13 protein-coding genes and 1 riboswitch are annotated in these 16,307 nt (G+C 68.2%); of the genes, 3 read left to right on the plus strand and 10 right to left on the minus strand.

What is annotated here, in order from left to right; genetic code table 11:
- Positions 1 to 17: 17 nt before the first annotated feature.
- The 6 genes from purH to sucC all read right to left on the minus strand — a co-directional run bounded on the left by purH (position 18) and on the right by sucC (position 6,823).
- A complete protein-coding gene (gene purH, locus V6K52_RS15410) occupies positions 18 to 1,670 on the minus strand; it encodes a bifunctional phosphoribosylaminoimidazolecarboxamide formyltransferase/IMP cyclohydrolase (RefSeq protein ID WP_353951001.1) in 1,653 nt (550 codons plus the stop codon).
- A gap of 53 nt (positions 1,671 to 1,723) precedes the next feature.
- A riboswitch (ZMP/ZTP riboswitch) is annotated at positions 1,724 to 1,801 on the minus strand.
- Position 1,802: 1 nt separating this feature from the next.
- Positions 1,803 to 2,402, minus strand: coding sequence for a phosphoribosylglycinamide formyltransferase (gene purN / locus V6K52_RS15415; protein WP_353953786.1), 600 nt, complete (start codon positions 2,400 to 2,402; stop codon positions 1,803 to 1,805).
- Between the two features lies 1 nt (position 2,403).
- The gene (locus V6K52_RS15420) at positions 2,404 to 3,246 is read right to left on the minus strand and encodes an aldo/keto reductase (protein WP_353951002.1); all 843 of its coding nucleotides are present in this window, start codon (positions 3,244 to 3,246) and stop codon (positions 2,404 to 2,406) included.
- Between the two features lie 48 nt (positions 3,247 to 3,294).
- A complete protein-coding gene (locus tag V6K52_RS15425; protein WP_353951003.1) occupies positions 3,295 to 4,665 on the minus strand; it encodes a DUF6350 family protein in 1,371 nt (456 codons plus the stop codon).
- Positions 4,666 to 4,735: 70 nt separating this feature from the next.
- Positions 4,736 to 5,617, minus strand: coding sequence for a succinate--CoA ligase subunit alpha (gene sucD / locus V6K52_RS15430; RefSeq protein ID WP_353951004.1), 882 nt, complete (start codon positions 5,615 to 5,617; stop codon positions 4,736 to 4,738).
- 21 nt (positions 5,618 to 5,638) lie between these two features.
- Entirely contained in the window at positions 5,639 to 6,823 is a 1,185-nt protein-coding gene (sucC, locus tag V6K52_RS15435; protein ID WP_353951005.1) for an ADP-forming succinate--CoA ligase subunit beta, read from the minus strand.
- 201 nt (positions 6,824 to 7,024) lie between these two features.
- Between sucC and V6K52_RS15440 the strand changes: the two genes are divergently transcribed.
- Positions 7,025 to 7,981 carry an alpha/beta fold hydrolase gene (locus V6K52_RS15440; RefSeq protein WP_353951006.1) on the plus strand — a complete coding sequence of 319 codons (957 nt, stop codon included), beginning with the start codon at positions 7,025 to 7,027 and terminating at the stop codon, positions 7,979 to 7,981.
- A 295-nt stretch (positions 7,982 to 8,276) separates the two neighbouring features.
- The gene (locus V6K52_RS15445; protein WP_353951007.1) at positions 8,277 to 8,945 is read left to right on the plus strand and encodes a M23 family metallopeptidase; all 669 of its coding nucleotides are present in this window, start codon (positions 8,277 to 8,279) and stop codon (positions 8,943 to 8,945) included.
- A gap of 106 nt (positions 8,946 to 9,051) precedes the next feature.
- Here V6K52_RS15445 and pcrA read toward each other — a convergent pair whose 3' ends face one another.
- The 4 genes from pcrA to V6K52_RS15465 form a co-directional block, all read right to left on the minus strand.
- On the minus strand, positions 9,052 to 11,538 hold the full coding sequence (gene pcrA, locus V6K52_RS15450) for a DNA helicase PcrA (RefSeq protein ID WP_353951008.1): 2,487 nt from the start codon (positions 11,536 to 11,538) through the stop codon (positions 9,052 to 9,054).
- A gap of 61 nt (positions 11,539 to 11,599) precedes the next feature.
- Positions 11,600 to 13,192: an ABC-F family ATP-binding cassette domain-containing protein gene (locus V6K52_RS15455; RefSeq protein WP_353951009.1), complete on the minus strand. Its 1,593-nt coding sequence runs from the start codon at positions 13,190 to 13,192 to the stop codon at positions 11,600 to 11,602.
- Positions 13,193 to 13,286: 94 nt separating this feature from the next.
- On the minus strand, positions 13,287 to 13,967 hold the full coding sequence (locus V6K52_RS15460) for a hypothetical protein (RefSeq protein ID WP_353951010.1): 681 nt from the start codon (positions 13,965 to 13,967) through the stop codon (positions 13,287 to 13,289).
- 1 nt (position 13,968) lies between these two features.
- Positions 13,969 to 14,313 (minus strand): PadR family transcriptional regulator, encoded by a 345-nt coding sequence (locus V6K52_RS15465; protein WP_353951011.1) that lies wholly within the window; start codon positions 14,311 to 14,313, stop codon positions 13,969 to 13,971.
- 175 nt (positions 14,314 to 14,488) lie between these two features.
- Between V6K52_RS15465 and V6K52_RS15470 the strand changes: the two genes are divergently transcribed.
- Positions 14,489 to 16,267, plus strand: coding sequence for a DUF222 domain-containing protein (locus tag V6K52_RS15470; RefSeq protein ID WP_353951012.1), 1,779 nt, complete (start codon positions 14,489 to 14,491; stop codon positions 16,265 to 16,267).
- The last annotated feature ends 40 nt before the right edge of the window (positions 16,268 to 16,307 follow it).

Consider the following 16,307-nt stretch of genomic DNA (forward strand, 5'->3'; position numbering starts at 1 on the left):
ACGATGCAGTAGGTGCGTCAGTGGGAGAAGTGGCGGGTCCCGGTGAAATACATCGTCACGCCAGCAGCCTGAGCCGCCTCGATGACCTCGGGGTCACGCATGGATCCACCCGGGGCCACGACAGCGCGCACGCCTGCGTCGAGCAGCACCTGGAGCCCGTCGGCGAACGGGAAGAACGCATCCGACGAGGCCACGGCGCCGCGTGCGCGCTCGACACCGCCCTCGTCCCCGGCGCCAGAGTTGGCACGGGACACCGCGAGGTGGCACGAGTCGACGCGGTTGACCTGACCCATCCCGATTCCGACCGACGCCCCACCGGAGGCGAGCAGGATCGCGTTGGACTTCACCGCGCGCACCGAGCGCCACGCGAACTGCAGATCCGCGAGCGTCGCCGCGTCGGCGGCCTCGCCCGAGACGAGCCGCCAATTGGCCGCGTCGTCCCCGCCGGTGACGGCCCCAGTCTCATCAGAGACGACCGCGTCGACCGTGTCGCGGTGTTGCATGAGCAGACCGCCATTGATCGGTCGGATCTCGGCGCCACCGCGTGACGGCGCCGCAGCCTCGAGGAGGCGGATGTTCTTCTTGGCGGTGAGCACCTCGAGTGCGTCCGCATCGAAGCCGGGTGCCACGACGACCTCCGTGAAGATGTCAGCCACGACGCGTGCCATCTCGACGGTCACGGGCCGGTTCGTCGCGATGATGCCGCCGAACGCGGAGACCGGGTCACACTCGTGCGCGCGTCGGTGCGCCTCAGCGACGTCCGCGCCGACCGCGATGCCGCAGGGGTTGGCATGCTTGATGATCGCGACCGTCGGCTGGTCGCCGTGGTCGTGGGCCGCCCGCACCGCAGCGTCGGCATCGACGTAGTTGTTGTAGGACATGGCCTTGCCGTGGAGCTGACGCGCCTGCGCCAGACCCGGCTCGGGCGCGAAGCCATTGGTGTAGATCGCGGCACTCTGGTGCGGGTTCTCGCCATAGCGAAGGACCTCTGACTTCGACCACGTCGCACCCACCCACGCGGGGAAGCCCGAGCCCTCGGACGTGTCGGTGTAGGCGTTGCCCATCCACGACGCGACGTGCACGTCATAGGTCGCCGTGTGCACGAACGCCTTCGCGGCGAGCGCCTTGCGCTCTGCGAACGTGAAACCGTTGCCGTGCACGGCTTCCAGAACTTCGGCGTATGCCGTCGGGTCGACGACCACGGCCACGCTCGGGTGGTTCTTTGCGGCCGCGCGAACCATCGAGGGCCCGCCGATGTCGATGTTCTCGACGATGTCGTCGGCAGAGGCGCCAGATGCGACGGTGTCGGCGAACGGGTAGAGGTTGACGACAACGAGGTCGAACGCCTCGACGCCGAGCTCAGTGAGCTGCTCGACGTGATCGGGCTTGCGGGTGTCGGCGAGGATGCCGGCGTGCACCACTGGGTGCAGCGTCTTGACGCGGCCCTCGAGGCACTCGGGGAAGCCGGTCAGATCGGCGACCTCGGTCACGGGGATGCCGAGCCCCTCGATGAGCTTGGCGGAGCCACCGGTCGACACGATCGCGACACCGGCCTCGTGGAGGCCACGCGCAAGCTCCTCGAGCCCGGTCTTGTCGAAGACCGAGATGAGGGCCCGACGGATCGGGCGGAGATCCTGTGTGGGTCCGGGCTGGCTGACGGTGACGGCCATGGGGATGGCTCCAATCGCGGTGCGGGGGCGTGCGGGTGCACGAGATCAACAGGTGGGAGCACCCAGGCGGGCGATGCGATCCCTTGTGACTCCCCGGTGGTGGTCCACCTGCGCCAGTCGTCGCCGATGATTCTAGCGGCCCGGCAGACCCAACTCGCCCCGGCCCAGTGCGCCCACGAGCTCGACGAGCAGCTCGCGCTCTTGCACCTTGATGCGCTCGTGCAGCGTCTCCTCGGTGTCGTCGTCGCACACCTCGACCACTCGCTGGGCAAGGATCGGTCCGGTGTCGACGCCTGCGTCGACGAGGTGAGCCGTCGTGCCGGTCACCTTGACCCCGTAGGCCAACGCGTCCCGCACGGCGTGCGCCCCGGGGAAGCTCGGCAGCAGTGCCGGGTGGGTGTTGATGATGGTCCGGTCGGCCAGCGCGGCCGGGCCAAGGATCTTCATGAAGCCGGCCGTCACGACGAACTCAGGTGTCCGAGAAGCGATCTCGGCAGCCAACGCCACATCCCAGGCGCCCCGGTCTGGGAAGTCGCGCACGCGGCATACGAAGGTTTCGATGTCGGCCCGCTGCGCGCGCTGCAGGCCCTCGATGTCATCACGGTCCGCACCCACGGCCAGGATCCGGACTCCGTATGCCGGGTCGAGACTTGCGTCGATGAGCGCCTGGAGGAGGGTCCCGGAGCCGGAGACAAGGACGACGATGCCGGCGGGTGAGTTCACGTCGAGCACCCTATCCAGTGGCAGCGTCCAGGCGGTGCAGCTCATCGCTGCTCAGGCTCAGTTCGGCAGCCGCGAGATTGACGCGAAGGTGGCGGATGCTCGTCGTTCCCGGAATCGGGACGACGGTCACGCCATGCGCCTCCTGTCGATGGTGCACCCACGCGAGCGCCACTTGCCCGGGCGTGGCTTCGTGAGTGTCGGCAACCTGCGCCAAGACGCCCGACAGGCCTTGCGAGCGCCCGGCCGCGGCTCCTGAGGGCTGCGCGTGGAGGAGTCCGTGACCGTTCGGCGAGTGGGCCACAACAGTCGTCCCGAGCTCGACCGCTGTCGGCAGGAGGTCCTGCTCGACACCTCTCTCCACGAGGGACCACTGTTCCTGCAGGGCAGCTATGGGGTGGACTGCGTGGGCGCGGCGAAGGTCAGCAGCGGTCACGTTCGACAGGCCGATCGAGCGAACCTTCCCCTGCCTGACCAGACCTGCCATCGCGCCGACCGTCTCCTCGATGGGGACCCTCTCGCTCCGATGGTGGAGGTAGTAGAGGTCGATTGCCTCAACATCGAGCCGCCTCAGGCTTGCCTCACACGCGTGCTGCACGTAGTTGGCATCAGCCCGCACGTCAAAGCCTCCGGCGGCCTCGGCCTGCCAGACCAAACCGAACTTGCTGGCGAGCGTCACCTCCTCGCGACGTCCCTTGATGGCCCGCCCGACCAGCGCCTCGTTCTGGTAGGCGTCGGCGGTGTCCACCATCATGACTCCGGCATCGAGGGCGGCCTGCACCACCGCCACCGGGTCGCGGTCAGGGTCATCCGCAGAGTCATCTCGCAGCCTCATCGCGCCAAAACCTTGGTTCATGCCGACGACGCTAGAACCTCATCCGCGCCAGAGGTCAAGTCCAGGCACTCAGCGGCGCAGGCGCCAGGTGTCCCAGGCGACGACCGTGAGGGCGCCCACGACCAGCTCGGACCCCAGGATGAGCGTCAGCCACAGCGCCGGCGCGCCCATGTCGGAGAGACGGTAGGCGCCGAGTGAGCCGCCACCGAGCCAGTCGAGAATCCCCACGGTGAGGGCGACCATGGCGCACGCGACGATCGCCACCGACGCCTTGGTCCGCAGCGACGACAGTCGCGCCACGCCGGTGAGCGCGCGCCGCCCGACGTAGCCACCGATGAGCACCGGCACCAGAACGAGCAGCCGGGTCACCCAGGCGTGGGACCCCGGCTCCGGCATCGCCCCGAAGACCGGGACAAGTGGCATGAGCCCGCTCGTCGACCCCGTCACCGAGGTGTGGGCACCGTCGACGACCGAGAAGCCCGGTCCGGCGAGGAACGACACGACCCACAGGGCGAGGTTGGGCAGAGAGGCCAGCTGGACGCCGGCCAACAGCACCCCGCCGAGGAAGCCGGTTCCGGCTTCTGACTGCAGGCTGCTCACCGCACCCCAATTGAGGACGATGGCGCCGACGACCAGGAGCAGGGCGAGCCCCAGCAGCAGGACCAATCCGCGCACGGCAGGACCCCAGGCGCGACGCGCGGTCTCCGGAACGACGACTGCCTCGAAGCGTGGCCCGAGGATGTCGGCGTCGCGGCCGAGACGGCGCCCGGCCACCGCGAGCGCCAGCACAGGCACACCGACGACGGGCAGGACGAGACTCAGCCACCGCAACGGCAAGGATCCGGCCAGGGTGAGGGCGGACGCGAGAGCGATGGCCACGGCATACCCGACCCACCAGCGTGCGGCGACGGAGACGACCGAGCGAGGAAGCAGGTCGGCGACGAACTCGTCCTCGACATCCGCCCTGTCGAGAGCGCGGCTCGCACCGCGTGACGCAGCCCAGACCGCGAGGGCACCGAGCACGAGCGGCACGAAGGCCACCACTGTCGCACCGGAGCCGAGACGGGCACCCTGCACGAGCAGCCACAGCGATGAGGCCGCACCCAGGGGCTCAGCGAGCGACCCACCCGGGCGCGGGTCGAGCATCCACCCGAGCGTGGTCGGGACGAGCACGACAAAGAGGGACAGCAGGCCGGTGAACAGCCCGATGAGGACGTCACGAGCAGAGTCGGGCAGCCACGGCGTGGCCGACGACACCTCGCCGTCCGCGTCGTCAGATGGGCGCCCGCCCCGCAGCATCTCCATGACAGTCATTGCGTTCCAGTCTCCCCCGAGGTGGCGGCCCACCCCCGGCGCACACGCCGAGCGCTGACGATCCGGATGCCACCTTTCGCGTCCCTCCTCGGCGAACGCACCACGCACGAGGCGAGCGGGCGGCATACCGAAGAATTCTCGGTATGCCGCCCGCTATTGAAGACGCTGGTTGCGCGGTCCTTGATTTGCGCTGTGTTCAGAGGCTCCGCATGATCTCGCGCATGAGCTCGGCCGTCTCGGACGGCGTCTTGCCGACCTTGACTCCGGCGGCCTCGAGGGCCTCCTTCTTGGCCTGGGCGGTGCCCGACGAGCCGGAGACGATGGCGCCGGCGTGGCCCATCGTCTTGCCCTCGGGAGCGGTGAAGCCCGCGACGTAGCCGACGACCGGCTTCGTGACGTGCTCCTGGATGTAGGCCGCTGCCCGCTCCTCGGCGTCGCCACCGATCTCGCCGATCATGACGATCGCGTCGGTCTCGTCGTCGGCCTGAAACGCCTCGAGCGCGTCGATGTGCGTGGTGCCGATGATTGGGTCACCGCCGATGCCGATGGCGGTGGAGAAGCCGAACTCACGCAACTCGTACATCATCTGGTAGGTCAGGGTGCCCGACTTCGAGACGAGGCCAATGCGGCCGGCCCCGGCGATGTCGCCGGGGATGATGCCGGCGTTGGACTTGCCGGGGCTGATGAGGCCAGGGCAGTTCGGGCCGATGATCCGGGTGGTCTTGCCGAGCGAATAGTTGAAGAACTCGGCCGAGTCCTTGACCGGCACGCCCTCGGTGATGACGACGACGAGCGGGATCTCGGCGTCGATCGCCTCGACCACGGCGGACTTGGTGAAGGCCGGCGGGACGAAGACGACGGAGACGTTGGCGCCAGTGGCCTCCATGGCCTCCTTGACCGAACCGAAGACCGGGATCTCCGTTCCGTCGACATCGACCGACGTGCCGGCCTTCTTGGGGTTGACGCCACCGACGACGGCGGTGCCGTCAGCGAGCATCAGCGTCGTGTGCTTCATGCCGACAGCACCGGTCATGCCCTGGACGATGACCTTGCTGTCTGCGTTCAAAAAGATTGCCATGTGCGGTGTCCTCGTCCTTGGTCAGTTCGCAGAAGCCTGGGCAGCGAGCTCGGCGGCCTTGGCCGCGGCGCCGTCCATGGTCGCTTCGATGGTCACGAGCGGGTGGTTGCGCTCCGCGAGGATGCGGCGGCCCTCGTCCACGTTGTTGCCGTCGAGGCGCACGACGAGCGGCTTGGTCGCTGCGTCGCCGAGCGTGTCAAGGGCACCGACGATGCCGCGGGCGACCTCGTCACAGGCGGTGATGCCACCGAAAACGTTGACGAAGACCGACTTGACCTGCTCGTCGCCGAGGATGATGCCGAGCCCGTTGGCCATGACCTCGGCGCTCGCACCGCCACCGATGTCGAGGAAGTTGGCCGGCTTGGAGCCGACCGACTCGCCGGCGTAGGCGACGACGTCGAGCGTGCTCATGACGAGGCCCGCGCCGTTGCCGATGATGCCGACGTTGCCGTCGAGCTTCACGTAGTTGAGGTTCTTCTCCTTGGCGGCCGCCTCGAGCGGGTCAGCAGCGGCCTTGTCCTCGAGCGCGAGGTGGTCGGGCTGACGGAAGTCGGCGTTCTCGTCGAGGGTGACCTTGCCGTCCAGCGCCACGATGTCGCCGTCGTTGGTCTTGACGAGCGGGTTGACCTCGACCAGCGTCGCGTCCTCGTCGCGGTAGACGAGCCACAGCTTCTCGAGGACGGGCACGATCTTGGCGCCGGTCTCGGCGTCGAAGCCGGCCGCGTCGACGATCTCCTGGCCCTTGGCCGTGTCAATGCCCACATTGGGGTCGACGGCGATCTTGGCGAGGGCCTCGGGGCGCTCGACGGCCAGCTGCTCGATGTCCATGCCGCCCTCGACGCTGCACATCGCGAGGTAGGTGCGGTTGGTGCGGTCGAGCAGCACGGAGAAGTAGTACTCCTCGGCGATCTGCGCGCCCTGGGCGATCATCACTTGGTGGACCGTGTGGCCCTTGATGTCCATGCCGAGGATCTCACTGGCGAACTGCTCGGCCTGGTCGGCAGTCTTCGCGACCTTGACGCCGCCGGCCTTGCCTCGTCCGCCGGTCTTGACCTGCGCCTTGACGACGGTGACGCCGCCGCTCTTGGCCCCGATGGTCTCGGCGGCCGCGCGGGCTTCCTCAGGGGTGGTGGCAACTGCTCCAGCCAGCACGGGTACACCGTGCTTCTCGAACACATCGCGTGCCTGGTACTCGAAAAGGTCCACGGATTCGTTCCGTCCTCACGTCGTCGTCCAATGACCACTGGTCCGTTCGGGGGCGAGCCTAGCGCCGCTGCGCAGAGCCCACGGGCCACGGGTATCGATCTGGTGACACCGCAGGCGTGATCCTCACTACATACACAGCCCCTCGCAGGCCGCGTACTACGGTGAAACCACCATGGACGCATCAACCGAGCAGGCACCCCGATGATCGACCGTGCCCGCCATGCCGTCATGGCCGGCGCCGCACTCGCCCGCGGCGTGGGGACGCTCCTCACTCCGCGAGCCATTGTCGGGATGGCGATCGAGGGTGCCTGGATCTCGACCCACCTGGCGACCTACCCGCTCGGGATCTTCCAGGAACGCACCGAGGGTTTGCGCGGCTACCGCATCGAGCACCTGGCCCCGGTCCAGCGCGGACTGATCATCTCCCACCTCGAGGCCGCCGGAACCCCGATCCTGCTCGTCCACGGGTTCGTCGACAACCGCTCCATCTTCACCCTGCTCCGCCGCGGCCTGACCCGGCGCGGGTTCGGCTCGGTCTACGCCATGAATTACTCATCGCTCACGGCCGACATCCGCACCGCCGCCGCCCAACTCGGCGAGGAGATCGAGGCAATCGTTGCCGACACCGGCTACGAGAAGATCCACATCGTCGGCCACAGCCTCGGCGGCCTCATCGCCCGCTACTACGTCACCCGCCTCGCAGGTGACCAGCACGTCCACACGCTCGTCACGTTGGGAACTCCCCACCAGGGCACCTACAGCGCCTACGCCCTTCCGAGTCGCCTCGGCGCCCAGATGCGCCCCGGAAGCGGCCTCATCAACGAGCTCGACGAACCCGCGCCCGGCTGCACCACGCGGTTCATCAGCTACTGGTCGGACACCGACGTCGTGATCGTGCCGCAGGGCAACGGCAGGCTGCGCCACCCTGACCTCTCGGTCCGCAACATCCGCCTCCACGGGGTCGGGCACATCTCCCTTCCGATCGTGGGCGACGTCGTCCACGGCATCTCCACGGCGCTCGCCGAGCTGGACCAGGACGGGGGGACGCTCACCGCAGGCGTCACCCCCATCGCCCTTCGCGCCCGCCCGGAGGACAGTGCGGCCCTGCACGGACGACGCTTCGAGGGCGGACGGCATACGGCGCAGGCCCGAACCTGATCCACCCGACGGGTGGCCTCAGAGCCACTCGCAGGTGAACCGCAGCGCGACTCGTCGACTCCCTATACGGCATCGCCGCAGGTCAGAGCGCTTCTGTGGACAACGAGTTTGTATAACGGTCAGGTCACGGTACGGTGGTGCCTCCCGTGTCCCCTGCACGTGAGGTATCCCTGTTTTGACTTCCCCTTATCAGGGGCGCCACCGAGGCCGGCATCGCAGACCTGCGACCAACCGCCTCCCCCGCGCCCTTCACCCTGGTTTCGTTCTGCCCACGGCCGCTGCGGCTGCCCTGGTCGTGACAGCCACCGGTGCCACCGTTGCCGAGTCCGCTCCACTGACCCTTGACCTGACGGCTGCCCAGGCGCAGACCGCTCGGGACCAGGCCGCCACCGAGGTCGCCCAGCAGGCTGATCTGTCCACGCGCCGGCAGCAGGTCGCCATCCAGACGGCGGCACTGCAGGGCCGCGTCACCGAGCAGAAGCGCGTCGCCCGCGACAAGATCCGCGTCGCTGCCGTTGCCAAGGCCAAGGCCGATGCCAAGCTCGCCGCCGAGGCCAAGTTGGAGCGCGAAGGCAAGCGTTGGGTTCAGGCCATCGAGGGTGCCAGGTTCACGTCCGGCTATGGCATGCGCTGGGGACGCATGCACTGGGGCAACGACTTCGGCACTCCCGTCGGCACACCTCTTCGCGCAATGTCGCGCGGCACGGTCACCTTCACCGGCAGCAACGGCGCCCGGGGCAACCTTGTGCGGATCACCTACTGGGACGGCACCGAGTCCTACTACGCCCACATGAGCAGCTTCACGTCCGGTCCGGGCGACGAGGTCATGCCGGGCGACATCGTCGGCTACTCCGGCAACACGGGTCGCTCCACCGGCCCGCACCTCCACCTCGAGATCCACCCGAACGGGCAGGCGCAGGGCATCGACCCCGCTCCGTGGCTCGCGGCCAAGGGTCTTCAGTGAGTTGAGGTTTCAGCACCACACGTCGCAAGGGCGGCACCCGTTGAGGGTGCCGCCCTTCGTCGTTCAATGCGACGTGTCGTTCAACTCGGGGTATGCCGCGTGGCTGTCAGAGCTTTTCGAGTGGGGCGAAGCGCAAGAGGAAGCGCTTGACGCCGGTCTCGCCACCGAAGTCGACCTCGGCCTGCGTCTTGTCGCCTTCACCCATGGTGCGGACGACACTGCCCATACCGAACGAGTCGTGGGTGACCTTGTCACCAGCTGACAACGCGATGATCGGGCGGTTGCCGGGCGAACGCACCCCGGGCCGGGCCGCGAGCGACGCGACGGCCGGGCGCTGGCCGCGGTGTCCGATGGCGGCGGCACCGCTCAGCTCGCGCTCCCACGAGAGGAGCTCGGCGGGGATCTCGTCGAGGAACCGGCTCGGTGGGTTGTATTGCGGCGCACCCCACGCCGACCGGACCGCGGCCCGCGACAGATGAAGCCGCTCGCGCGCCCGGGTGATGCCGACGTAGGCGAGACGCCGCTCCTCTTCGAGCTCCTTGGGGTCAGCGAGCGAACGCAGGTGCGGGAACGTGCCATCCTCCATGCCGGTGAGGAACACGACAGGGAACTCGAGCCCCTTGGCCGTGTGCAGAGTCATGAGGGTGACGACGCCCTGCTCCTCAGCCTCAGCCGAGTCGGGGATCTCATCCGCGTCGGCGACGAGCGAGACACGCTCGAGGAAGTCCTCAAGGCTGTTGACCTCACCGGTCTGGGCGCGGGCCTCATCGAACTCGCGGGCCACGGCGACGAGCTCGGCGAGGTTCTCGATGCGGGTCTCGTCCTGCGGGTCATGGCTGGCACGCAGCTCAGCCAGGTAGCCGGACTTCTCGACGATAGCCTCGAGCAGGTCAGAGACCCCGGCGTCATCGTCATCGCGGACCCTGCCCAGGTCCTCAAGCAGCGCGGTGAACCCCTTGATGCACGCGATCGAGCGGGTGGCGATGCCGGGGGCGTCCTCGGGACGCCCCAGGGCCTCGACGAAGGAGATGCGCTCGCGCTCCGCCAGTGCGGCAACGACGGCTTCGGCCCGATCGCCGATGCCGCGCTTGGGCACGTTGAGGATGCGGCGCAGGTTGACCGTGTCGGCCGGGTTGGACAGCACGCGCAGGTAGGCGAGCGCGTCCTTGACCTCGCGGCGCTCATAGAACCGGGTGCCGCCGACGACTTTGTACGGCAGGCCGACGCGGACGAAGACCTCTTCGAGGGCACGTGACTGCGCGTTGGTGCGATAGAAAACCGCGACGTCGCCGGGCTTCACCCCGTGCTCGTCACCCAGTTTGTCGATGGAGCGCGCCACGAACGAGGCCTCGTCGTGCTCGTTGTCACCGACGTAGCCGACAATCGGAGCACCTGCGCCGGAGTCGGTCCACAGGTTCTTCTTGCGTCGCGACTCGTTGCGCGAGATGACCGCGTTGGCCGCGGTGAGGATCGTCTGGGTCGAGCGGTAGTTGCGCTCGAGCAGGATCGTCCGGGCGTCCGGGTAGTCCTCCTCGAACTCGACGATGTTGCGGATCGTTGCCCCTCGAAACGCATAGATCGACTGGTCCGCGTCACCGACGACCACAAGTTCACTGGGCTCGACGGCGTGTTCTCCCCGTGCTCCACCGTGACCCACGAGCTCACGAATCAGTTGGTACTGCGCGTGGTTGGTGTCCTGGTACTCGTCGACCATGACGTGCCGGAATCGGCGGCGGTAGTGCTCTGCCACGTCCGGGAACGCCTGCAGCATGTGGACCGTGAGCATGATGATGTCGTCGAAGTCGAGCGCGTTGGCCTGACGCAGACGACGTTGGTATGCCGTGTAGGCGTCGGCGAGCAGCCGTTCGGTATGGGTGCCACCCGGGTTCTCGGCGCTGGGCTCGGAGCCCACGCGGGCGGCATACGTCTCTTCGTCGATCAGCTCGTTCTTGAGGTTGCTCACCTGGTGGGTGAACGTGCGCGGGTTGTAGCGCTTGGGGTCGAGGTCCATGTCGCGGATGACCATCGACATGAGGCGCTGGGAGTCAGCCGCGTCGTAGATCGAGAACGTCGACTTCATCCCGACCTTGTCGGCCTCGCGGCGCAGGATCCGCACGCAGGCACTGTGGAAGGTCAGGACCCACATCGCCCTGGCCCGGGGGCCCACGAGGTCTGCGACCCGCTCACGCATCTCTGCGGCGGCCTTGTTGGTGAAGGTGATCGCGAGGATCTGGCCGGGCTGCACGCCCCGGGCGGCGAGGAGATAGCCGATCCGGTGCGCGAGGACGCGGGTCTTGCCCGAGCCTGCTCCGGCGATGATGAGGAGCGGACCGCCAGCATGGAGGACGGCTTCGCGCTGCTCCTGGTTGAGGCCCTCGAGCAGGGTTTCGGGGTCCTGGGCGGGCGTCCCGCCCCAAGCGGGCTCTGGCGGCGTCTCACGGTCAGACATCGCCCACGAGGGGACGCCTGCGGCGTTGACCAGCGCGGCGTCGGCGCTCTCGTGGGTCGTGGCCGGGGGCGTGCGGTGGGTCGTCTGGGGGTCCTTGGCGGGCTGGGGTTCGCCAAAGTTCAGGCCATCAAAAAGGGTGCTCATCTCAGCGCCAACCCTACGTCGTGGCACCCACAGACCTTGCTTCGTCCACAGTCGGCAGCTGTCACTTCAGGAGAAGGCGCGGACCGGCCCACCCCTCGCGCAGCCAACGGTCGTGACTCGCGACGATGACGGTGACGGGCGTGCGGGCCAGAGCTGCCTCGACCTCCTCGACCAGCGCGAGTGACAGGTGGTTGGTCGGCTCGTCGAGCAGCAGGACCTCGGGCTGCTCACCGATGACGACGGCGAGGGCAAGGCGACGTTGCTGACCTTCGCTGAGGAGCCCGACGGGCCGGTCGACGTCGCGGGGGTGAATGAGGCCGAGCTCGCCGAGGAGGAGCTCCGAGCCGGTCGCGCGGAAGGTCGCTCGCACGGTTGCCCCCGGTTCAGGGAAGTCGACGTCCTGGGTGAGGAGGCCGACGCGCCGCGCGGACACCTGCACGTCACCTGCGTCGGGGGTGATCCGCCCTGCCAGAACCTTGAGGAGGGTGGACTTGCCGGAGCCGTTCGCCCCCTCGACGAGGACGTGCTCCCCCGTCGCCACATCGAGGCGCGGCAGGTGAACCCGTCCATCGACGACGAGGTCGCGGACCCGGACCGAGCCGGCGGAGGCGGCGGAGGCGGCGGACGCGGCGGTGAACTCCGCAGCGAACCGCAGCGGTGGACGCGGCTTGGGCACTTGGGCACGCTCGTGGACCTCGATGCGCTGCTGGGCGTCACGACTGCGACGGCTTGCCGACTTCTGGACCCGCGCCCCCTTGAAGGCGTGGATGAACTTGTCGTTGTCGCGCGGTGCCCGGTTGTGCGCGACGTCGCTCGTCGTCGTGCGGGCCGCAGTCCGCAGGTCGGCAAGCTCGTCCTGCTGGGCGGCATACGCCTCCTCCCAGCGTCGCTGGGAGTCGCGACGAAATGTCAGGTATGCCGTGTAGTTGCCGGTGAAGCGTCGCCCGCCTTCGCCGTCCGTCCCGAAGTGGCTGGGGTCGAGGTCGACGACGGCGGTGCAGACGGTGTCGAGGAAGGTGCGGTCGTGGCTTGCGACGAGGACGGCACCCGGGAGGTGGTTGAGCTCGGACTCGAGGTATTCGAGCGCTTGGTCGTCGAGGTGGTTGGTGGGTTCGTCGAGGACGAGGCATTCTGGGCGCCTCGTGAGGAGGGCGGCGAGGGCGAGGCGACTGCGCTGCCCTCCGCTGAGTTCACTGACGGTGTGGGTGCGGTCGATGGCCTCGAGGCCGAGACGTTGCGCGGAGACCTCGGCGCGGCGGTCGGCATCCCAGGCGTCGTGGAACGTCGCCCACATCAGGACGTCGTCATAGGTCTGTGCCGCAACGGGATTGGTGAGGTCGCCGGCGAGATTCTCGAGCTGTGCGACCGCACCGTGGAGTGGCGCAAGGGCCTGGGAGAGGACGTCGCCGACGGTGTCGTGCGGATCGAGGCCGCTGTCCTGTGCGAGGTAACCGAGGTCATCGGGTCTGGTGATCGTGCCGTGGTCCGGCTGCTCGATGCCGGCCGCGAGGCGGATGAGCGTCGACTTGCCCGAACCGTTCTCACCGATGACACCGACTCGTTGACCGGGGGCGACGGTGAGGTCGATGGCATCGAGGACGGCGCGGCCTTCGTAGCCGTGGGAGACGTCGCGGACGACGAGGGGATGAGACATGTGACTCCAGCGGGGGTGGTTCGGATGCGCACGCGGGCGAGTGGCCTCTGGCGCGGGCGGGTCGCTGGATCAGTTCTTCATGATGCGGACAAGGCTAACGGTTGATGAAGGCTCGCCGCACGCGGGTTTTCCATGCTTCCCGCGGCGCCCACGGCGGCGCGGGAGCGTGGCCCGAGCTGTTGGGCGAAGGCCCCGTGAGGAATCCGGCCCCAAGGCCCACCACCCCGAGCACGGCAAGGAGCCATCGCGGCACTTCGGCAAGGACCGAGGACGCACCCCACGCCTCCATGGCCCACGCGAGCAGGCCTACGACGACAGCGAACACGCCAATGACCGCGAACCGAAGCGGCCATGGCGACAGGCGCGTGCTCTCACCGAGCCGGGAGGCGCGACGACGACTCTCGAACAGTCCTACCGTCCACGGCATCAGACCGACCACGCAGAAGATGGTGACGAAGCGGGCCACATCAGAGCCGTTGAGGGGAACGCTCTCGCCCCACCGCTGCTCAGCGAGCAGTGCCGTAACACCGCTGGCGACGCCCGCGGCGGGCAGCGTCCACAGCAGGACCTGCCCGGCCCAACGACGACGAGACAGGGGACGCCATTGCCGCGCGTAGTCGACCGGCTGGCCGAACGCGCTTACCGGGTCTTCTCCTGTTGCGGCCACATGATCCTCGACCTGCGCAACGATGTCGCGGACCTCGGCCTCGGGTGCGCCGTTGATGCGCAGTTGTTCGCTGAGCTCGCGGATGTAGTCCAATCTGGAAGTACTCATGTCATCCCCTCAGAGCCGTGGTCATCGACGAGGCGAAGGTGTTCCATCCCTTACGGCCGGCGTCGAGCTCGGCCCGTCCTCTCGGGGTCAGCCAGAAGTACTTCCGCGGGGGTCCGGCCTGCCCGGTGACCCACTCGCTCTTGACGAGACCGTCCTCCTCGAGCCTCCCGAGCAACGGGTAGATCGTGCCGCCCTTGATCCCCTCGAAACCGAACTCGGCAAGGCTGGCCATGAGCGTATAGCCGTAGGCCGACGTCTCGCGCGACAGGGCCGCGAGCACGGCAAGGTCGAGGACACCTTTGAGCCACTGGCTCTGCCGGTCCTCGCGCACTTTGGCCTTCCCCATGGCTAGATGGTTCACCGATCTATTTAGGAATGTCAACTACTCGCGAGAGCCGTGTCAGAGTCAGATGCTTGGATGAAGGAGCCGGTTTGGGCATTGACGCGTATTCGCCTGCAGCAGAACGGAATTCGCGGCATTTGCCTTGACTCTAGAACTCCTGTTCGACTATCATTGGGTCATGGAAAGCACCGCCGCGACCGCCGCCCTTGAGGGCCGGTATGCCGCGTTGCGCGCCTCTGCTTCTGAGTTGGATTCCGAGGAGCTCCTGGACGTGATCGAGTTGGCGCAGCGTGAGAAGGATGCGGCGTCGGCTCGGCAGGCGGTGGCGTTGGCGCACCTGTCGGCGCGCGATTGCCACGTGCAGGAGGACGGCACGAGCGCCGAGGTGCATCACGGGTTGGGCTATCAACGACTGGATGGTCCCGAGTTGGCTGCTCCCCGGTTGGGGGTGTCGGTGCATGTTGCGACGAACCGGACCATGGATGCGATCCGGCAGCTGACCCGCACCCCGGCCGTGGTCGATGCGATGGCCAGTGGTGACCTGGATGAGCAGCGGGCCCGCACCGTCACGGAGGAGACCGAGTTCCTGTCGCCGCAGTCCGCTGCTGAGGTCGTTAACCGGGTCAAGGACGTGTGGGGCCAGTTGACGGTCGGGCCGTTGCGCCAACTGCTCGCACGCACCGCCGCACAGGTGGACCCCGATGCGGTGACCGCGAACGCTGAGGACGAGCGTGCCCGACGCGGGTTGACCCGCCGGGTGGGGGTGCATGGCACCGATCACTGGCGTGGTGACTTCGGTGTCGAACAGGCCCGGGGTGCGTGGGCTGCCGTCACCGAACGCGCCCGCCAACTCGTGCGTGAAGGCCTCGCCGACACGCTTGAGTTGGCTCGGGCCGACGCGATGATGGAACTCATCCTTGAACACAGTGATGTCAAGGTCGTCATCCACGCCACCCGCGCCGCCAACAGCGCCGACGCAGACGCGAGCACTGCCGACGCCGACACCACGGACACGTCGACTGAAGAGCAGCCCACGGGTGCCTCAGCGCCCGGTGCGACAGGAGCCGCTGACCCCGCCACGGCACCCCCGACGGCTGCGGCCTCCACCGCGACGACCGGCGCGGTGGAGGACCTTGTCGAGGTCGGCGGGTTGGGTGCGCCGGGCACGACGTTCGTACGCCGCGACTGGCTCGACAACACCGGCACCTCCGACCCCGAGCGTGAACTGACCTGTGACAGCGACACCGGTGCCCTCATACACGGTGACGTCCCGCCAGCATTCGCCCGCGGCCAGGCTCGCGCCCGCAGGGCCCACCGCGCCCGAGAACGAGCCAAAGACCACGCCAAGCCCTCTTTCGCGAAGGCCGCCACCGTCGACTTCAGCCAGTCCTACCGGGTGCCCGACGCCATGGCCCGACTCATCCGACTCCGCGACGGATCCTGCCGCTTCCCCGGCTGCGCCACCCCCGCCCGACAGTGCGACCTCGACCACGTCCAACCCTGGCCGACCGGCCTCACCACCCCCACAAACCTCATCTGCCTGTGCCGGCGTCACCACCGCATCAAGCAACGCGACGGGTGGACCGTGAAACTGCACCCCGACGCCACCGCCACCTGGACCGACCCCACCGGACTGCACCAAACCACCTGGCCCGTGGACCACCTCCACCTCGTCACCGCCGGCCACACCCACCGCGACCCCACCGCCTTCGCGCGCACCAACACAGGCCCCACCCAGATCCCCTCCACCTTCGAAGAAGAACTCATCGAACTCCTCGGCGGCCCCGACCAAGCCCAACCCCGCACCTACCCCATCAGCTTCGACATCAACGGCAACACCTACGGCGGACCACCCCCACGCATCGACTTCGACACCACCCTCCAACACGGCACCGGACCCTGGGACCAGATCCTCATCGACTTCCCACCCCGACCACCAGAAACCATCCCCTTCTGAGTGGCGGGTTCGAGGCACGCACATCTGCTCTCGTCCAGAC

Origin of the sequence: Knoellia sp. S7-12, assembly GCF_040518285.1 — a bacterium.
Taxonomy (GTDB): domain Bacteria; phylum Actinomycetota; class Actinomycetes; order Actinomycetales; family Dermatophilaceae; genus Knoellia.

Coding starts and splice junctions, on each gene's coding strand:
- V6K52_RS15420 (WP_353951002.1), bottom strand. CDS start 3,246: ATGAACCAAGGTTTTGGCGCGATGAGGCTGCGAGATGACTCTGCGGAT.
- V6K52_RS15465 (WP_353951011.1), bottom strand. CDS start 14,313: ATGGGGAAGGCCAAAGTGCGCGAGGACCGGCAGAGCCAGTGGCTCAAA.
- V6K52_RS15425 (WP_353951003.1), bottom strand. CDS start 4,665: ATGCCGCCCGCTCGCCTCGTGCGTGGTGCGTTCGCCGAGGAGGGACGC.
- sucD (WP_353951004.1), bottom strand. CDS start 5,617: ATGGCAATCTTTTTGAACGCAGACAGCAAGGTCATCGTCCAGGGCATG.
- pcrA (WP_353951008.1), bottom strand. CDS start 11,538: ATGAGCACCCTTTTTGATGGCCTGAACTTTGGCGAACCCCAGCCCGCC.
- V6K52_RS15470 (WP_353951012.1), top strand. CDS start 14,489: ATGGAAAGCACCGCCGCGACCGCCGCCCTTGAGGGCCGGTATGCCGCG.
- V6K52_RS15460 (WP_353951010.1), bottom strand. CDS start 13,967: ATGAGTACTTCCAGATTGGACTACATCCGCGAGCTCAGCGAACAACTG.
- purH (WP_353951001.1), bottom strand. CDS start 1,670: ATGGCCGTCACCGTCAGCCAGCCCGGACCCACACAGGATCTCCGCCCG.
- V6K52_RS15440 (WP_353951006.1), top strand. CDS start 7,025: ATGATCGACCGTGCCCGCCATGCCGTCATGGCCGGCGCCGCACTCGCC.
- V6K52_RS15455 (WP_353951009.1), bottom strand. CDS start 13,192: ATGTCTCATCCCCTCGTCGTCCGCGACGTCTCCCACGGCTACGAAGGC.